Origin of the sequence: Streptomyces niveiscabiei, from assembly GCF_001419795.1 — a bacterium.
Taxonomy (GTDB): domain Bacteria; phylum Actinomycetota; class Actinomycetes; order Streptomycetales; family Streptomycetaceae; genus Streptomyces; species Streptomyces niveiscabiei.
The window spans coordinates 1-14,122 of record NZ_LIRL01000108.1 but is presented as its reverse complement, the minus strand read 5'-3'; the positions used below and the strand labels follow the sequence as shown (position 1 = coordinate 14,122).

Below are 14,122 nucleotides of genomic sequence, written 5' to 3'. Positions count from 1 at the left end.
AGCCCAGCAGCTCCACCCGGGTGCTGGGCGCCCGGGTGGAGCTGCTGGGCTTCGTCGACGCCGCCGACCGCGACCTGAGGCGGGAGGGGTTCTTCACCGACCCTGCCTGGTCCGGCGCGTCCGCCCGGGAGGAACCGCAGCTCTTCGACGCCCTCACGGAGCGGCTCGCCCCCCTGCTGGAGGGCACCGGCCCCGTCTACGCGCCGCTGGCCGTCGGCGGTCACGTCGATCACGTCGCCTGCCGCGAGGCGGTCCTCGAACTGGCCCGCACCGGCCGGCTCGCCACTGCGCGGCTCGCCTTCTACGAGGACCAGCCCTACTCCCTGTTCTCCAGCGCGGAGGAGACCGCGAAGCACCTCGGCGAACGCCTGGCCGGACAGGGACTCGGCGGACTGCGCCCCGAGCTGCTGCCCGTGGACGACGAAGCGTTGCTCACCAAGTGTGAGGCGCTGGGCGCCTACCGTATCCAGGTACGCAAAGGCATCATCCAGCGCGTCCGCCGGCACGGTGTGCGCCTGGCGGAGGGCTCCGGGTTCCCCGCCGCCGAGCGGATCTGGCTGATGCGCCCCTGACCCCCTCCCCCGACAAGCGACCGCGGCCCCGCCGCTCTGTGAAGGGTTTCCCATGTACGCACTGGCTCAGTCCCTGACACCGGCGGACCTGGAGGTGCTCGCGGAGGCATGCGCCGAGGTGGGCCTCGCCCTGCATGTCACCGACCCCGCGACAGGTCACGCCCCGCCGCCCGGCGCGCAGCTGGTCTCCTTCACCCGGGTCGCCGCCGCCCGCCCCGACGACCTGTCCGTGACGGACCTCAAAAACCGGGGCGGTTACGCCGTCGCCGTGCTGGACGGCGTCTCCGCCACCGAGGTCCTCGCGGCGGTCACCGCCGGCTACGGCTTCACGCTCGCCAGCCCCCTGCGCCGGTCCCGGCTCGTGGAGACCCTCAGCTACCTCAAGACGGTCACACCGTCCGAGAACACCCAGGTGCTCACGCTCGCGAACGGCTCGCTGAACTCCGCCGCGAAGTCGCTGCCCGTGACCGACGCCGAGGCGGGGCTGCTGCGCCTGCTGTCCGACCGGCCCGGCCAGATCGTCTCCCGCGAGGAACTCACCCAGGCCACGGGCGGGGAGGACGTGAACAAGGTGACCTCGGTCCTCAAGCAGAAGTTCCTGGACATCGACTCCGGCGCGAAGCTCCTGAAGATCCCCCACCTGGGCTTCCGCCTGGTCGGCACGGTCCGCGAGGGGGCCAGCTGATGCGCGCCGTGGTGATCACCGGGGCCCCGGGCGTCGGCAAGACCCGCCTGGGGCACCAGCTGGTGACGCGGTACGGCGTCCCGGCCGCCGCGATGGACTGCGACCCCATCGTCCACCCGTGGAACGGCGGCGAAGAGGTGTACGACCTGATGGCCTCGACGGTGCGCGCGGCCCTGCCCGTCTACCGGGAGTGGGGTGCCCGCGTCGTGATCGTCACCGGGGTGGTCCTCGCGGGCCGCGCCTACGAGCGGTTCCAGAAGGTGTTCGAGGAACTCGGCGTGGAGGCGGTCTACTACGGCCTGCGGGCGGACGCGGAGGCGCTGGCCGCCCGGATCGAGAACGACGCGGGCGGCCGGCTGTTCGTGGAGGGCCGGCTGGCGGAGCGTCACCTCGACGCGGAGGTGCCCGACGTGCCCGGCGTCCGGCTGGTCGACACCACGCACCTGACGCTGATGGAGGTCGCCGACGCGGTCGTGGCCCTGGAGCGCGCCGACCTCGGGCCGGCGGTCACCGGATGACCCGGGGGGGGCGGCCGTGGGCCGGCGCCGCCCCCGGGTGCCGGGTCACCGGAAGCGGCCCACCGCCAGGCCCTCGCCGCCCTGGCGCACCGAGAGGACGAATCCGTAGTAGTGGGTGGCGCCGATCCCCGTGACGTACTCCCGGACCTCGTCGCCGAGCGGGCCGGTGAGCTGCTGTTCCTCGTCGCGGGGCGCGAAGGCCGGCCAGCGCGGGGGTGTGGAGGGCCGCAGCAGCAGGCGCCCGACGACGCCCAGGCGGCGCAGTTCGGCCTCCAGTTCCTGGACGAAGAACGGCCCGCGCTCGTCCCCGTAGGCCGCGGCCTGGAGCAGTGCCTCGCCGTCCCGGGTGATGAGCCCGGGGACCTGGCGCAGGAGTTCCCAGAAGAACTCCAGGCCGTCCAGCCCCGCCTCGCCGGCCAGCCAGCCGAGCGAGCCGCGGCGCAGCGGGAGACAGGGCGGGTTGGAGACGACCAGGTCGAACCGGGAGTCCAGGGACAGCGACATGATGTCCCCCTCTACGGCGGTCAGCCTCTCCCCCAGCCCGTTGATGCGGGCGTTGACCGTCGCGGCGGCCGTGCACTCCGGGTTGACGTCGACCGAGACCACATCGGCGCCGTTGCGGGCCGCCGACAGTCCGAGGATGCCGGTGCCGCAGCCCAGGTCCAGGGCCGACCGGGCGCCCCGGCGCGCCGCCACCAGCCGGGAGAGCGTCATCGAGTCGGTGCCGACCCAGGGCGCGTACGAGCCCGTGTCCCGTCCCGCCGCCCGCCAGGCCGCGAGCAGCGCCATGCCCTCGCCGCGGACCAGGCAGTAGTCGGCCGATATCTTCCCGGACTCCTCGGACAGGACCCGGGCGCGCAGCAGCAGGTCGAGGAGGGGTTCGGGGACCTCCGAGCGGACGTCGGACTCCGCCACCCGCTCCCCGAAGACGAACAGCGAGGACAGGACGGACTCGGCGGCCAGGGTGGTGGAGATCGCCGCCAGGGTCTCGGGATTCCGCCACGGCGCCAGCTCACCGAGCCAGTCGCCGGCGAGCGTGAGCAGATCGTGCTGCGGGAGCGCGATAAGCCGCTCGAGCCCGGCTCCGGCGAAATCGTCGTCTGAAATCCCATCCACGGAAATCATTACGTCTCCTCGTGACCTCAGCGGGGTGACGGCTCCTCGGCCGGCTCGAAGACCGGCGTGAACGCCGATTTCAATTCTCGTAGCCGTTCCAGGGCGCGGGGTCCGGCGTACGGGGCGCAGCGCGCGATTTCCTGTTCGGTGATGTTGCCGAACAGATAGAGATTGACCACGTCGATCGGTCCGGTGCAGCTCTTGCAATACGGGAAGCGCGGCCTTGGCTGCATGAACATATCGTAGTGCTGGTGTTTTCCGAACTGTTCGTGGATGAGTTGGGGATTCTCCTTGATGTTGCCCATGGGTTTGAGCCAGGCGTACGGGCAGCAGGAGACGTCTCCCTGTCCGAAGAGTTGCACCATGGTGGCCGTCGCATAACAGCGCAGGGTGCGGACTCCGGTGCTCAGCTGATTCCCGATGTGTTCCACGAAGGCCCGCGGGGGAAGGACAGCGGACAGTTCGTCGTACCGTTCGAGGAGTGGCGCGAAATGGTCGCCGAGGGGCGGTGCGTGGGTGGTCCTGGTCTCGCCGCGCACCGGGAAGAAGTAGAGCATCACGCCGCGCCCGTACCGTTCGAGCAGGAACTCGGCGAAGTCCGCCTGGCCGGTGGCGTTGAGGTCGCTGATCACCGACTGGATCTCGATGGGGATGCCCAGCTCCACCGCGTGGTCCAGGTGGCGCATGATGACGTCGAAGAGCTTGTGCTGCTTCGGCGGCAGCCGGTGGCCGTTCATCTCCAGCGTGTGGCCGTCGAGGGAGAGGCACAGCTGGACGTTGCCCAGCTCGGCGAGGGCCTCCAAGCGGTGCGGCGTCAGGAAGGCGCCGTTGGTGATGACCTGGACGACCTCGTACTTCTCGCTGCACTCCGCGACGAATTCGGTGGAGCCTTTCAGCCAGAAGAACTCGCCGCCGCTCAGGCGCATGATGGGGCTGTCCACCTGGCGGTGGTAGGCGTCGAGGATCTCGTGCCAGTCCGCGCGCCGGTCGGTGGTCAGGCGCAGCCGGGCGTCCGGGACCGCCATGAGGAGGTTGAAGTCCTCGGTGAGGCAGTAGGAGCACCGCATCTGGCACAGCTGCTCCTCGATGACCATGTCGTTCATCAGGAGTTTGAGCCGGTCCTGCCCATCGCGATTCGCGAACATCGCATCACGGTAATGACTCTTCAGGGCCATGCCTATCACCGCACCCAAGGTCGTATTCGCGCACGACTCTTCCGTTGAGCGACGATCCTAACTTCACCTTCAAGACAGGGGCAATGAAGGCTGCCGGGGGCGTTGTCGTTCGGCCGGAACTCGACTTGATCCGGCCTCAGGATGGCTCATATGTGCCTGCTGACTGACTCGTTGCGACCGGGTACCGTTACGCACCACGTATGCGCCACGTACTCGCCAAATCCGCAGACCTGCAACGGGAGTAAGGACGGCAGTATGCTAGCTCTGGGGCTCGGCGGTTCCAACCACGACTTCTCTGCCTGTCTCGTCGAGAACGGCGAGATCGCCGTCGGTATTGAAGAGGAGCGGCTGAGGCGCCGCAAATACGCCGTCAATGTGAATTCTCTGGTGAACCAGTGCTGGCGGTACTGCCTCTCGACCCACGGGGCCCGTCTCGCCGACGTGGACACGATCGTCGCGGACGACACCCTGCTGCCCAGCTGTTATTTCCCGTTCCGCAGCCGGACCACCCTCATCCGCCATCACCTGGCGCACGCCGCCAGCGCCTTCCTGCCCTCGCCCTTCGAGGAGGCCGCGGTCCTCGTGGTCGACGGGGCGGGCAGCCTGTTCGAGGGCCAGGGCGTCGAGACCCTGACCATGTCGGTCGGCAACGGCACGGAGCTCACCGAGCTGTCCAAGGTGTACGGGACCAACTGGAGCACCGACGGCCTGCGCGAGGCCCGGGTCTACCAGGCCGGCGACAGCGACCACTCGCTGGGCTTCATGTACAAGGCGGTCAGCAGGGCCATCGGCTTCACCCTCTACGAGGAGGGCCCCTGGTACCTGACCGAGGACGGCAAGACGATGGGCCTGGCGCCCTACGGCACCGACCGCTACCGGGCGGAGTTCCGGCGCCACCTCGGCCTGCTGCCGGAGGGCCGGTTCGAACTGCATCTGAAGGACGGCGGGCTGCTGGACTTCGTCGAGCACGCCCTGGACGGCTTCGAGGGCGACGAGCGGTTCGCGCGCGGCGCCGACCTCGCCTGGGCCGCGCAGGACCTGCTGGAGACGGCCGTCCTGCATGCCGCGGGCTGGCTGCACCGGGAGACCGGCCTCACCCGCCTGTGCCTGGCCGGCGGTGTCGTCCTCAACTCGGTCGCCAACGGCAAGATCCTGCGCAACACCCCGTTCACCGACGTCTTCGCCCAGCCCGCCGCCGGCGACAACGGCTGCGCGGTCGGCTGCGCCTACTACGGCTACCACGTCCTCGGCGGACAGCCCCGGCCCCGGGGCCCGAAGGCTCCGCGCACCGCCCCCCGGCCGCAGCGCCACACCTACCTCGGCCGCCGCTACGGCACCGAGGAGATCCAGCGCGCTCTCGACGCCTCCGGCCTGCCCCACCGGAGGGTGCGGCAGCCGGCCCGGCTGGCCGCAGGGCTGCTGCCGCAGGGCGCGCTCATCGGCTGGTTCACCGGAGGCTCGGAGTTCGGGCCGCGCGCCCTCGGCCACCGCAGCATCCTCGCCGACCCGCGCCGCGCGGAGATGAAGGACATCCTCAACAGCAAGGTCAAGCACCGCGAGGCGTTCCGTCCCTTCGCCCCCGCCGTCCTGGCCCACCGGGCCGCCGAGTACTTCGAGCTCGACATCGAGTCGCCGTACATGCTGCTCGTCGCGCCGGTGCGGGAGGACAAGCGCCAGGAGGTCCCGGCCATCACCCACGTCGACGGCACGGCGCGGGTCCAGACGCTGACGCCGGAGGCGAACGGCGCCTTCTACGACCTGGTGGAACGGTTCGGCGAGCTCACCTCCGTACCCGTGGTCCTCAACACCTCCTTCAACGACCGCGGCGAGCCGATCGTGGAGACCCCCGAGCAGGCGCTGGCCTTCTTCGGGCCGAGCCAGCTCGACTACCTCTTCCTGGAGGACTTCGTGGTCGCGCACAGCGCGACGGACCTCGACACGGTGACGGAGGCGGACGCGTGACGGACGGCCCGGCGATGCGGTACGAGACCTGGCGGGCCCTCGCGCTGTGGGGCGAGGAAGAGGAGGCCGCCGCCCTGGAGGTGATCCGGTCCCGGTCGCTGTTCCGGTACTACGGGCCGGACCTGGGCCACCGGACCGACCTGTTCGAGGCCGCGTTCGCCGAGGCCGCCGGGGTCGCGCACACCGTCGCCGTGTCCTCGGGCACCGCCGCGCTCACCGCCGCGCTGATCGGCCTCGGGATACCGGCCGGCGCCGAGGTGATCGTGCCGACCGTGACCTTCGTCGGCAGCGTCGGCGCCGTCGTCGCCGCCCGCGCCGTCCCCGTCTTCGCCGAGGTCGACGACACGCTGACCCTGGACCCCGCGCTGCTGGAGGAGCGGATCACCGAGCGGACCTGGGGTGTCATGCCGGTGCATCTGGGCAACGCCGCCGCCGACATGGACCCGCTCCTGGAGGTCGCGCGGGGGCACGGACTGCGGGTGGTCGAGGACGCGGCGCAGGCCGCCGGCGTCCGGTACCGGGGGCGGCCCGTCGGCGGCCTCGGCGACGCGGGCGCGTTCAGCTTCCAGCTCGACAAGAACATCACCGCCGGCGAGGGCGGCGCGGTCACCACGGCCGACGCCGACGTGTACGACCGGGTGGCCCGCTACCAGGACCAGGGCGGCCAGTTCACCACCTCCAAGGGCGCGACGCGCGGGAGCGGCGACAGCCCGCCGTTCGTCGGCGTCAACCAGCGCATGACCGAGCTGACGGCGGCCGTCCTGTCCGCGCAGCTCCCCCGGCTGGCCCCGATGTGCCGACGGCTGCGGGACGTGGCACGCCATGTGCGCGGCGAGACCGCCGACCTGGCGGTCCGCTGGCGGAGGCTGCCGGACGAGGAGGGCTCGGGCGGCGACCTCACGCTGTTCCTCGACTCCCGCCTCCAGGCGCGCGCCTTCGTCGCCGACCTGAACGCCGCCGGCATCCCGGCGCACACCATGTACCAGGGTCAGCCGGTCACCGCCAACCGCGCCGTACGGGAGGGGCGCACGCCCTGGGGCGTGGAGTGGGAGCGCCCTCCGCGCTACCGGATCAGCGAGGGTCTCCTCGGCCGCTCCGTCACCGTGGGCCTGGGCGCCGCCATGACCGACGCGGACGTCGACGCCGTCGTCACCGCCTTCCGCAAGAGCTACCAGGACGTCACCGCGGCCGGCTGAACCATCCCGGCCCGCCCGTCACCGACACAAGGGGAGCGACGCACCGACATGTCCCTGTACGACATCCCCGTCCGCACACTCGCCGGGAAGCCCGGTGATCTGAGCCCCTACCGGGGCAAGGCCCTTCTCGTGGTCAACGTGGCCTCGCAGTGCGGGCGTACACCACAGTACGCGGCGCTCGAAGAACTGCACCGGCGCTACGGGCCCCGAGGGTTCGCCGTCCTGGGCTTCCCCTGCAACCAGTTCGGGCAGCAGGAGCCCGGCACGTCCGAGGAGATCCAGGAGTTCTGCTCGACCATGTACGGCGTCACCTTCCCCCTCTTCGAGAAGGTGGAGGTGAACGGGGCGCGACGGCATCCGGTGTACGAGATCCTCACCGCCGCCCCCGACGACCAGGGGGTGGCCGGAGACATCGAGTGGAACTTCGAGAAGTTCCTCGTCTCGCCCGACGGCGCGGTGGCGCACCGCATCGGGTCGCGCGTGAAGCCGGACGACCCCGAGGTCGTCGCCCGGATCGAGGCGCTGCTGCCGGCCTGACCCCTGTACGCCCCTGACGCCGGAGCCGTCGGTCGGGCTCCGGCGTCAGGGTTCGCGGTGGTCGGTCAGTGCTGGCGCAGGGCCAGGCGGACCGCCTTCTCCACGTGGATCGCGGTGTTGGCGTGTCCCGCGGCGTTGGGGTGGATCATCGTGGCGTGCTTGCCGATGGGGGCGCAGTCCACGCCCGTGCCGGGGAACGTGGTGGGCCAGTAGTCCGCGGCGTCGCCGCAGATCCCCTCCATCCACTTGGTGCCCTCGGGCTGGCAGACGTCGTGGCCCTCGCTGGACGAGAAGACGTTCAGGTAGCGGTCCCCGAAGGACGTCGAGGCCCGCTGGAGCGCCTTGTTCAGCGGCTTGAGGACGTCGTCGCGGAGCCAGTCGATGTCGGCGTGGGTGGTCGTGTCGAGTTCGGTGAGGGAGCCTCGGTCACAGGCGCTGCCCCGGGTCGGCATGATCGTCGGGTACCCGATGTTGATCACCTTGGCGTTGGGGGCGGCCCGGTGCACCTCTGCCAGCATCTCGGTGTACTCGTTCTGCACCCGGGTGAGCCTCTCGCGGACGCTCTCCACCCCGGCCGGCGGGTTGGTGAAGTACTCGCGGCACGACTTGTCCGTCGCGCCCAGTTCGAGGCACTTGGGGAAGATGTCGCCGAAGGGCAGGCTGTTGCCGCCGATCGCAATGGTGACGACGTCCGTCCCCGCGTCGAGCCCGGCCCGCTTGATCTGCGTGTCCACCGCGGGCCAGCCGCCGGGCGGGGTCTCGACCGGGCTGATCGGCGTCTGCTTGACCTTCGCGACGTTCGCGATGACGGCGCTGCTGCACGCGACGTTGGTCAGACGGACCTTCTTGCCCGGCGGGGACGCGGCGAGTTCCCGTGCGACCAGGCTGGGGTACGAGCCGCTGGTCCGGGCACAGCCGTCCTGCGACGGATCGCCCAGCGGGGGCTGCGGGTCGCCGACGAAGACGCCTGCGGTGAAGGAGTCGCCGAGCGCGGCCCACTCGTACTCGTCGGCCGCGCCGGCGGAGCCAAGAGGTAAGAGGGTGGCCGCGGCCAGCGTGAGCCCTACGGCCAGGGCTCGTGTGCGGGGGCGGGAGACAGCGTGTCGCATGGATACTCCAGGATTAGTGGAAGTTGTCCGGGCGACAGAACATGACGCCCGGGGCGGAACGCACCTCGATCAAGATTGTCCGCGCCGCCGCCCCACTCTGTCCGGTGAAACAGCCCGTCCTCATCCGATCGACCTATTTGATCGATTCTTTAGCATCTGCTTGCGATCATCCTGCTAGGATCCCGCGCGCGATGGGCTCGTCTGCTGGGTCGGGGTCGTACAGATCGACTTGGGGGCGGTGGCCAGGCAGATGGCGGCTTGGGCGAGGGCGAGTTCTCCCTCGGGGGAGCCAAGGCGCTCGTACACCTGCCAGGCGGGCAGGGCGGTGGCGTCCAGCGGCTCGGTGTCCGCGGGGAGCGACTGGAGCTGCTCGGCCATGTTGAGCAGGTAGCGGGCGTCGCCGTCCGCGAGGGCGGTCAGGGCCCGGCGGGCGCGCCGACCAGGGCGACGGTGCCGTCCTCGGAGTACGGCAGGAAGCTGTCCTGCTGGGGGCGGTTGAAGCGGTGGATATCGTCGACGAACAGGAGGGTGCCCCGGCCGAGTCGACAGCGCCGGGTGGCGGTCTGGAAGACCTTCCGGAGGTCGGCGACAGGGGTCAAAGGCGAGTCGCGTCCGCTCGGCCAGGAGGCGGGCGAGGGTGGTTTTGCCGCAGCCGGTCCGCCAGCGAGCGCGCCGACTCGTCCTCGAAGAGCGACCGTGCGTCGTGAGCCATCCTCCGGTGGGACGACCGGTCGGTCCGAGCGGATCGACGGTGGCCTTCCCCTAAGCGCGTCCGGCCGAGCAGGCTCTCTCCCGGCCGGAGGGGCCTGCGCTGCGAAAAGCGCGGGCCCCTCCGGGTTTATTCACCGAGGGCGGTCAGCCGCATTCGATGCGGTCGATCTGGTCGTATGCGGCGGCGTAATATTCGTCGCCGCTGTACGTCTCGATGAATCCGTTGGTGACACCCTGGTAGTCATGGGTTCCGCTGCCGGTGCAGTCCACCCAGATATAGGTGTCCAGGGAGGAACTGTCGTCGGTGTCGAAGGTCTGGGAATAGAGCTCCTCCCAGCCGAACCAGCGTGACCAGGCGAGTCCGCTGTGCATCTGGATGTCGAGCACCTGGTAGAGGCAGGAGGTGAGGGAGTCGTTGTAGATCAGGTTTCCCTGGCGGTACACCAGGACCCAGAGGCCGCAGCCGGTGGGATAGGCGGCCGGAGTGGCCTCCGCTTTTCCGCTCTCCTCGGTGCCGTAGGCGAGTTTCTTCGCGTCGGTCTTCGCGTCCGCTTTCACGTACGGCGCGGAGGTGACGTCCAGGATCTTCGCGCCGGACGCCTCCAGCGCGGCGATACGCTGCTCCACCTTGACAGGGAGCGAGCGGGTGCCGGAACCGGCGTCCGCCGTCCGGGGCTGGGCCTGCGCCGTGCCGGCCGTCAGCAGCGTGAATATGCCGGCCAATGCGGCCAGCATGAAAATGACGCGTCGTTTCACATGTTCCCCCTGAGCAAGTGATCTTTCCCTTTTCGGGGATCGCTGTCAGCGGCAACACTAGGCGCGGAAACGATCGGCCGGCGCTCCCTTCACGAACCTTTCATTGCCCGTCGCTCTCGGGGGTGGCGCGTTCCTGGCCGTGTCCCGGATTCACCGGCGGGTCGGTACACGGTTCACGTATCCCGCTCTCCCCTCCGCCCTCGTCGCCCTCGATACCGTCCCGGACGGTTTCCTCACGCTCCGGCCAGGTCTTTTCCTCGGGACCGCGCGTACGGAAAGAAAGAACCCGGCTGACTTTGATCTCTTTCACGTGATCATCCTTTCCGATGCCTCTTTCCTGCCTGTCCTGTCTCGAATGCACCGGCCTGCCGCACCATGGAATCCGCACACTCCGGACCACACGGGCACACTCCCCGGTATTCCCCCGCGGCCCCGACGGCATCGACACGGCAACGCTCTCTACCAGCGTATGGGGGCGTCACAGCCGCGTCCGCCTTCAGGCGTCGTGCTTGCCGAGGAACTCCGTGATGAGCCGCAGCCACTCCTCGCCGCGTTCCAGCATCGGCAGATGCCCGGTGGGGATCTCCGCGAGCCTGGCGCCGGGGATGGTGCGGGCGAGGTGCCGGTGCAGGGCGGGGGACGTGAGCCGGTCGTCGGTGGTGGAGACGACCAGGGTGGGGACGCCGATGCCGGCGAGGTCGTCCCGTACGTCGACCCGGCCGACGAGGTCGGCCTGCTCGGGGCTGCCGTCGGCCGCGCCGGACGCCGCGTAGCCGACCACCTGCCGCAGTTGCTCCTCCGGCATCGACTCCAGCCCTTGGGTGCCGAGGGCCGACAGGAGCAGGAACTCCGCGAGCAGTTCACGGTCTCCGGACGCGGCGATCTTGTTCCAGGCCGAGGAGGCGAGGGCGAGCCGGTTGTCCCGGTAGGCGAAGGCGGCGGTCAGGACGAGGGCGGTGACGCGCTCGGGGTAGCGGGCGGCGGCCCGGATGGCGACCGCGCCACCGAGGGAGTAACCGGACACGGCGAACCGGTCGAGGCCCTCCGCGTCGGCGGCGGCCACGAGCTGGTCGGCGAGGTCGTCGACGGACAGCGGGGCGGTCGAGCGCGGTGTCTCGCCGCTGCCCGGATAGTCGACGCCGACGACGGTGCGGCGCGCGGCGAGACCTTCCAGGATGGGGCCGTAGGTGTTGGCCAGGCTGCTGCCTGCGCCATGGGCGAGGAGCAGTCCGGGGCCGGAGCCGAGGCGGGTGCGGGCGAAGGCGGGCTCGGGTGTGGTGCGTGACGTCATGGAAGTTCTCTTTCAAGGGCGGTTCTCGACCCCACCGGCTAATCATCCAGTGAGTATGATTTCTCGACCCCAGCATCACACACGATGGATGATTAGTGGGTCATGACTTAAATCACACGTTCTGTATGAACCGCGCTAGGGTGACGTTATGAAGGAGCCCGTCCACCGCCGCCGCCCGACCCCCGGCAATCCGCGCGTACAGCGCACCCGCAACCGGGTGCTGGCCGTCGCGCGGGAACTGCTGCCCCAGGTCGGGCCGGAAGGGCTGACCTACGCCCTGCTGGCCGAGCGTGCGGACGTCACCCGGCAGACCCTCTACCGGCACTGGCCCACTCGGGCCGCGCTCCTCTTCGACCTCGTCATCGAGGGCCCCGACCTCGGCACCTACCCCGAGCCCAGCAGTGACGTGCGGGCCGTCGCCACCGCCTGGCTGAGGAGCCTGCGCGCGGGTGTCAGCGTGCCGGCCATGCGCACCGCGGCCCTGGCCGTCGCCGCGCGGGCCGACCACGACCCCGACAGCGCCCGGGCGCTCGCCCGCATCGGCGAGGACCGCCACGCCGACTTCAACAGGCTGCTGGAACCGTCGGGCATCCAGATCGGCGACGACCAGTTCACCCTGCTCTACGGTCCCGTCCTCGCCCGGCTCTTCCTGGACCGCGGGACGGTATCCGACGCCTTCATCGACTCCGTCGTGACCCACTGGCTGGCCGCACTCCCCCACACCGACGCGCACCGCACGGACCCCGACGGCGACTGACGTCTCCGTTCTCCCGGTAATTCCATATCCAGGGGACAGTTTCTTCCCCCCATCGCGGGTGGACATCATCTCGGCACCGGCGAATCATGGGGTGCGGGCCGCCGGTCGGCGGATCACGGATGGAAAAGGGACGGGCGCCATGGTCGAGACTGTTTCGTTCAAGAACAAGGCAGTGGACATAGCGGGACACCTTCATCTGCCGGACGAATTCGACGAGAAGAAGAAATACCCGGCGCTCGTCGGAATTCATCCGGCGGGCGGTGTGAAGGAACAGACCATCGGGCAGTATGCGAAGCGGCTGGCCGCCCACGGATTCGTCACCGTGGTCTACGACTCCTCCTGTCAGGGGGAAAGCGGCGGCGAACCGCGCCTCCTGGAGGATCCGACGACGAGGGTGGAGGACGCCCGCTGCGCGGCGGACTTCCTGACCACCCTCCCGTACGTCGACATCGAGCGGATGGGTGTCTTCGGGATCTGCGCGGGCGGCGGCTACGCGATCAGCGTGGCGCAGACCGAGCGCCGCTTCAAGGCGGTGGCCACGGTCAGCGCGGCCCCGATGGGTGAGGGTTCCCGGGGTTTCCTGGGGCACCTGTCCCCGGTGGCCGAACAGATCCAGGCCCTGGAGATGGCCGCTCGGCAGCGCACGGCCGAGGCGCGGGGAGCGGCCCCCGTCTACGTCCCGTTCGTCCCGGAGACGCTGGAGGAGATCGACGACAACACCCCGGACCTCCTGCGTGAGGGGTACGACTACTACCGGACCCCGCGCGGCCGGCACCCCAACTCCAAGGGCCGTTTCCTGCTGACAAGCATGGACAGGATGTACGCCTTCTCGGCGTTCGACCAGATTCCGGAACTGCTGACCCGGCCGCTGCTTCTCATAGCGGGCAGCAAGGCGGACACGAAGGTGTTCAGCGACCAGGCGTACGAGCTTTCCAACGGCCCGAAAGAATTGTTCGTCGTCGACGGCGCCACGCATATCGCCCTGTACGACGTTCCGGAATACATGGATCAGGCGCTCACCAAGATGGTGGAATTCTTCGCCGTCCTCTAGCCCCGCCGGGAAAAAGTCGCACCGAGAAAATCATCCGAGGAGCACGATCACCATGTCCCATCCCGGCCGGCCCACCGTCGCCATCGCCTTTCATTCGGGCTACGGCCACACGGCCGTCATCGCCGAAGCCGTGGCGCGCAGTGCCGCGGGAGCCGGCGCCGAGGTCGTCTCGATCTCCGTCGACACCATCACCGACGAGCAGTGGGCCCAGCTGGACGGTGCCGACGCGATCGTCTTCGGCTCCGCGACCTACATGGGAACCGCTTCCGCGCCCTTCCACGCGTTCGCGCAGGCCAGCAGCAAGCGCTGGTTCCCGCACGCCTGGGTGGACAAGCTCGCCGCGGGTTTCACCAACTCCGGCGCCAAGAGCGGCGACAAGTCCTCCACTCTGGGGTACTTCGCCACCCTGGCCGCCCAGCACGGCATGCACTGGATCAGCCTGGGCCTCCTGCCGGGCTGGGACTCCACCCGGGGCAGCGAGGACGACATCAACCGGCTGGGTTTCTTCCTGGGCGCCGGCGCCCAGAGCCCGACCGACGCGGGCCCCGAGGCCGTCCACAAGGCGGACATCGCCACCGCGGAGCACCTGGGCGCGCGCGTCGCCCGTCAGGCCGCGATCTTCCGCGCCGGACAGGCCGCTCTCGCCGCCTGATCACCAGGCCCCTGCCTTCCCCCTTCCCCCACCC

At 69.9% G+C, this 14,122-nt stretch carries 16 protein-coding genes; 9 read left to right on the top strand and 7 right to left on the bottom strand.

Annotated elements, in window-relative coordinates:
* The 3 genes from AOK24_RS06465 to AOK24_RS06455 form a co-directional block, all read left to right on the top strand.
* The coding region (locus AOK24_RS06465) for a PIG-L deacetylase family protein (RefSeq protein ID WP_206191155.1) at positions 1-572 on the top strand (572 nt) is incomplete at its 5' end.
* Positions 573-624: 52 nt separating this feature from the next.
* Entirely contained in the window at positions 625-1,257 is a 633-nt protein-coding gene (locus AOK24_RS06460) for a winged helix-turn-helix domain-containing protein (protein ID WP_055719093.1), read from the top strand.
* Positions 1,257-1,775 carry a P-loop nucleotide/nucleoside kinase family protein gene (locus AOK24_RS06455; protein ID WP_055719092.1) on the top strand — a complete coding sequence of 173 codons (519 nt, stop codon included), beginning with the start codon at positions 1,257-1,259 and terminating at the stop codon, positions 1,773-1,775. The genes AOK24_RS06460 and AOK24_RS06455 overlap by 1 nt, the downstream gene beginning before the upstream one ends.
* 45 nt (positions 1,776-1,820) lie before the next feature.
* Here AOK24_RS06455 and AOK24_RS06450 read toward each other — a convergent pair whose 3' ends face one another.
* The gene (locus tag AOK24_RS06450; protein ID WP_159051804.1) at positions 1,821-2,891 is read right to left on the bottom strand and encodes a methyltransferase; all 1,071 of its coding nucleotides are present in this window, start codon (positions 2,889-2,891) and stop codon (positions 1,821-1,823) included.
* 26 nt (positions 2,892-2,917) lie between these two features.
* Entirely contained in the window at positions 2,918-4,036 is a 1,119-nt protein-coding gene (locus AOK24_RS06445) for a radical SAM protein (protein ID WP_055719090.1), read from the bottom strand.
* A 285-nt stretch (positions 4,037-4,321) separates the two neighbouring features.
* Between AOK24_RS06445 and AOK24_RS06440 the strand changes: the two genes are divergently transcribed.
* Genes AOK24_RS06440 through AOK24_RS06430 form a run of 3 tightly spaced genes read left to right on the top strand, consistent with a single transcriptional unit; the run spans position 4,322 to position 7,761 of the window.
* Complete coding sequence (locus AOK24_RS06440; RefSeq protein WP_055719089.1) at positions 4,322-6,028, top strand: carbamoyltransferase family protein; 1,707 nt, start codon at positions 4,322-4,324, stop codon at positions 6,026-6,028.
* Positions 6,025-7,224 carry a DegT/DnrJ/EryC1/StrS family aminotransferase gene (locus tag AOK24_RS06435; RefSeq protein ID WP_055719088.1) on the top strand — a complete coding sequence of 400 codons (1,200 nt, stop codon included), beginning with the start codon at positions 6,025-6,027 and terminating at the stop codon, positions 7,222-7,224. Before AOK24_RS06440 ends, AOK24_RS06435 begins: the two co-directional genes overlap by 4 nt.
* A 48-nt stretch (positions 7,225-7,272) precedes the next feature.
* Positions 7,273-7,761, top strand: a complete 489-nt coding sequence (locus AOK24_RS06430; protein WP_055719087.1) for a glutathione peroxidase — start codon at positions 7,273-7,275, stop codon at positions 7,759-7,761.
* Positions 7,762-7,826: 65 nt separating this feature from the next.
* Here AOK24_RS06430 and AOK24_RS06425 read toward each other — a convergent pair whose 3' ends face one another.
* The 5 genes from AOK24_RS06425 to AOK24_RS06405 all read right to left on the bottom strand — a co-directional run bounded on the left by AOK24_RS06425 (position 7,827) and on the right by AOK24_RS06405 (position 11,628).
* Positions 7,827-8,870, bottom strand: a complete 1,044-nt coding sequence (locus tag AOK24_RS06425) for an SGNH/GDSL hydrolase family protein (RefSeq protein WP_055719086.1) — start codon at positions 8,868-8,870, stop codon at positions 7,827-7,829.
* Between the two features lie 174 nt (positions 8,871-9,044).
* Positions 9,045-9,248 carry an AAA family ATPase gene (locus tag AOK24_RS50265; RefSeq protein ID WP_055719085.1) on the bottom strand — a complete coding sequence of 68 codons (204 nt, stop codon included), beginning with the start codon at positions 9,246-9,248 and terminating at the stop codon, positions 9,045-9,047.
* A gap of 38 nt (positions 9,249-9,286) precedes the next feature.
* Positions 9,287-9,469 carry a hypothetical protein gene (locus AOK24_RS50260; RefSeq protein ID WP_055719084.1) on the bottom strand — a complete coding sequence of 61 codons (183 nt, stop codon included), beginning with the start codon at positions 9,467-9,469 and terminating at the stop codon, positions 9,287-9,289.
* Positions 9,470-9,725: 256 nt separating this feature from the next.
* Entirely contained in the window at positions 9,726-10,304 is a 579-nt protein-coding gene (locus AOK24_RS06410; protein ID WP_133258152.1) for a hypothetical protein, read from the bottom strand.
* Between the two features lie 529 nt (positions 10,305-10,833).
* The gene (locus AOK24_RS06405) at positions 10,834-11,628 is read right to left on the bottom strand and encodes an alpha/beta fold hydrolase (protein ID WP_055719082.1); all 795 of its coding nucleotides are present in this window, start codon (positions 11,626-11,628) and stop codon (positions 10,834-10,836) included.
* A gap of 148 nt (positions 11,629-11,776) precedes the next feature.
* Here AOK24_RS06405 and AOK24_RS06400 point away from each other — a divergent pair, with 148 nt between their 5' ends.
* The 3 genes from AOK24_RS06400 (at position 11,777) to AOK24_RS06390 (ending at position 14,088) form a co-directional block, all read left to right on the top strand.
* Positions 11,777-12,385 (top strand): TetR/AcrR family transcriptional regulator, encoded by a 609-nt coding sequence (locus tag AOK24_RS06400; protein ID WP_055719081.1) that lies wholly within the window; start codon positions 11,777-11,779, stop codon positions 12,383-12,385.
* A gap of 139 nt (positions 12,386-12,524) precedes the next feature.
* Positions 12,525-13,436: an alpha/beta hydrolase gene (locus tag AOK24_RS06395; protein ID WP_055719080.1), complete on the top strand. Its 912-nt coding sequence runs from the start codon at positions 12,525-12,527 to the stop codon at positions 13,434-13,436.
* Positions 13,437-13,488: 52 nt separating this feature from the next.
* Complete coding sequence (locus tag AOK24_RS06390) at positions 13,489-14,088, top strand: flavodoxin family protein (protein ID WP_055719079.1); 600 nt, start codon at positions 13,489-13,491, stop codon at positions 14,086-14,088.
* The last annotated feature ends 34 nt before the right edge of the window (positions 14,089-14,122 follow it).

What these genes read in the sequence shown, in the direction of transcription:
- AOK24_RS50265 (WP_055719085.1), bottom strand. Translation starts at nt 9,248, where the DNA reads ATGGCCGAGCAGCTCCAGTCGCTCCCCGCGGACACCGAGCCGCTGGAC.
- AOK24_RS06390 (WP_055719079.1), top strand. Translation starts at nt 13,489, where the DNA reads ATGTCCCATCCCGGCCGGCCCACCGTCGCCATCGCCTTTCATTCGGGC.
- AOK24_RS06445 (WP_055719090.1), bottom strand. Translation starts at nt 4,036, where the DNA reads ATGTTCGCGAATCGCGATGGGCAGGACCGGCTCAAACTCCTGATGAAC.
- AOK24_RS06430 (WP_055719087.1), top strand. Translation starts at nt 7,273, where the DNA reads ATGTCCCTGTACGACATCCCCGTCCGCACACTCGCCGGGAAGCCCGGT.
- AOK24_RS06455 (WP_055719092.1), top strand. Translation starts at nt 1,257, where the DNA reads ATGCGCGCCGTGGTGATCACCGGGGCCCCGGGCGTCGGCAAGACCCGC.
- AOK24_RS06395 (WP_055719080.1), top strand. Translation starts at nt 12,525, where the DNA reads ATGGTCGAGACTGTTTCGTTCAAGAACAAGGCAGTGGACATAGCGGGA.
- AOK24_RS06400 (WP_055719081.1), top strand. Translation starts at nt 11,777, where the DNA reads ATGAAGGAGCCCGTCCACCGCCGCCGCCCGACCCCCGGCAATCCGCGC.
- AOK24_RS06440 (WP_055719089.1), top strand. Translation starts at nt 4,322, where the DNA reads ATGCTAGCTCTGGGGCTCGGCGGTTCCAACCACGACTTCTCTGCCTGT.
- AOK24_RS06460 (WP_055719093.1), top strand. Translation starts at nt 625, where the DNA reads ATGTACGCACTGGCTCAGTCCCTGACACCGGCGGACCTGGAGGTGCTC.
- AOK24_RS06425 (WP_055719086.1), bottom strand. Translation starts at nt 8,870, where the DNA reads ATGCGACACGCTGTCTCCCGCCCCCGCACACGAGCCCTGGCCGTAGGG.
- AOK24_RS06405 (WP_055719082.1), bottom strand. Translation starts at nt 11,628, where the DNA reads ATGACGTCACGCACCACACCCGAGCCCGCCTTCGCCCGCACCCGCCTC.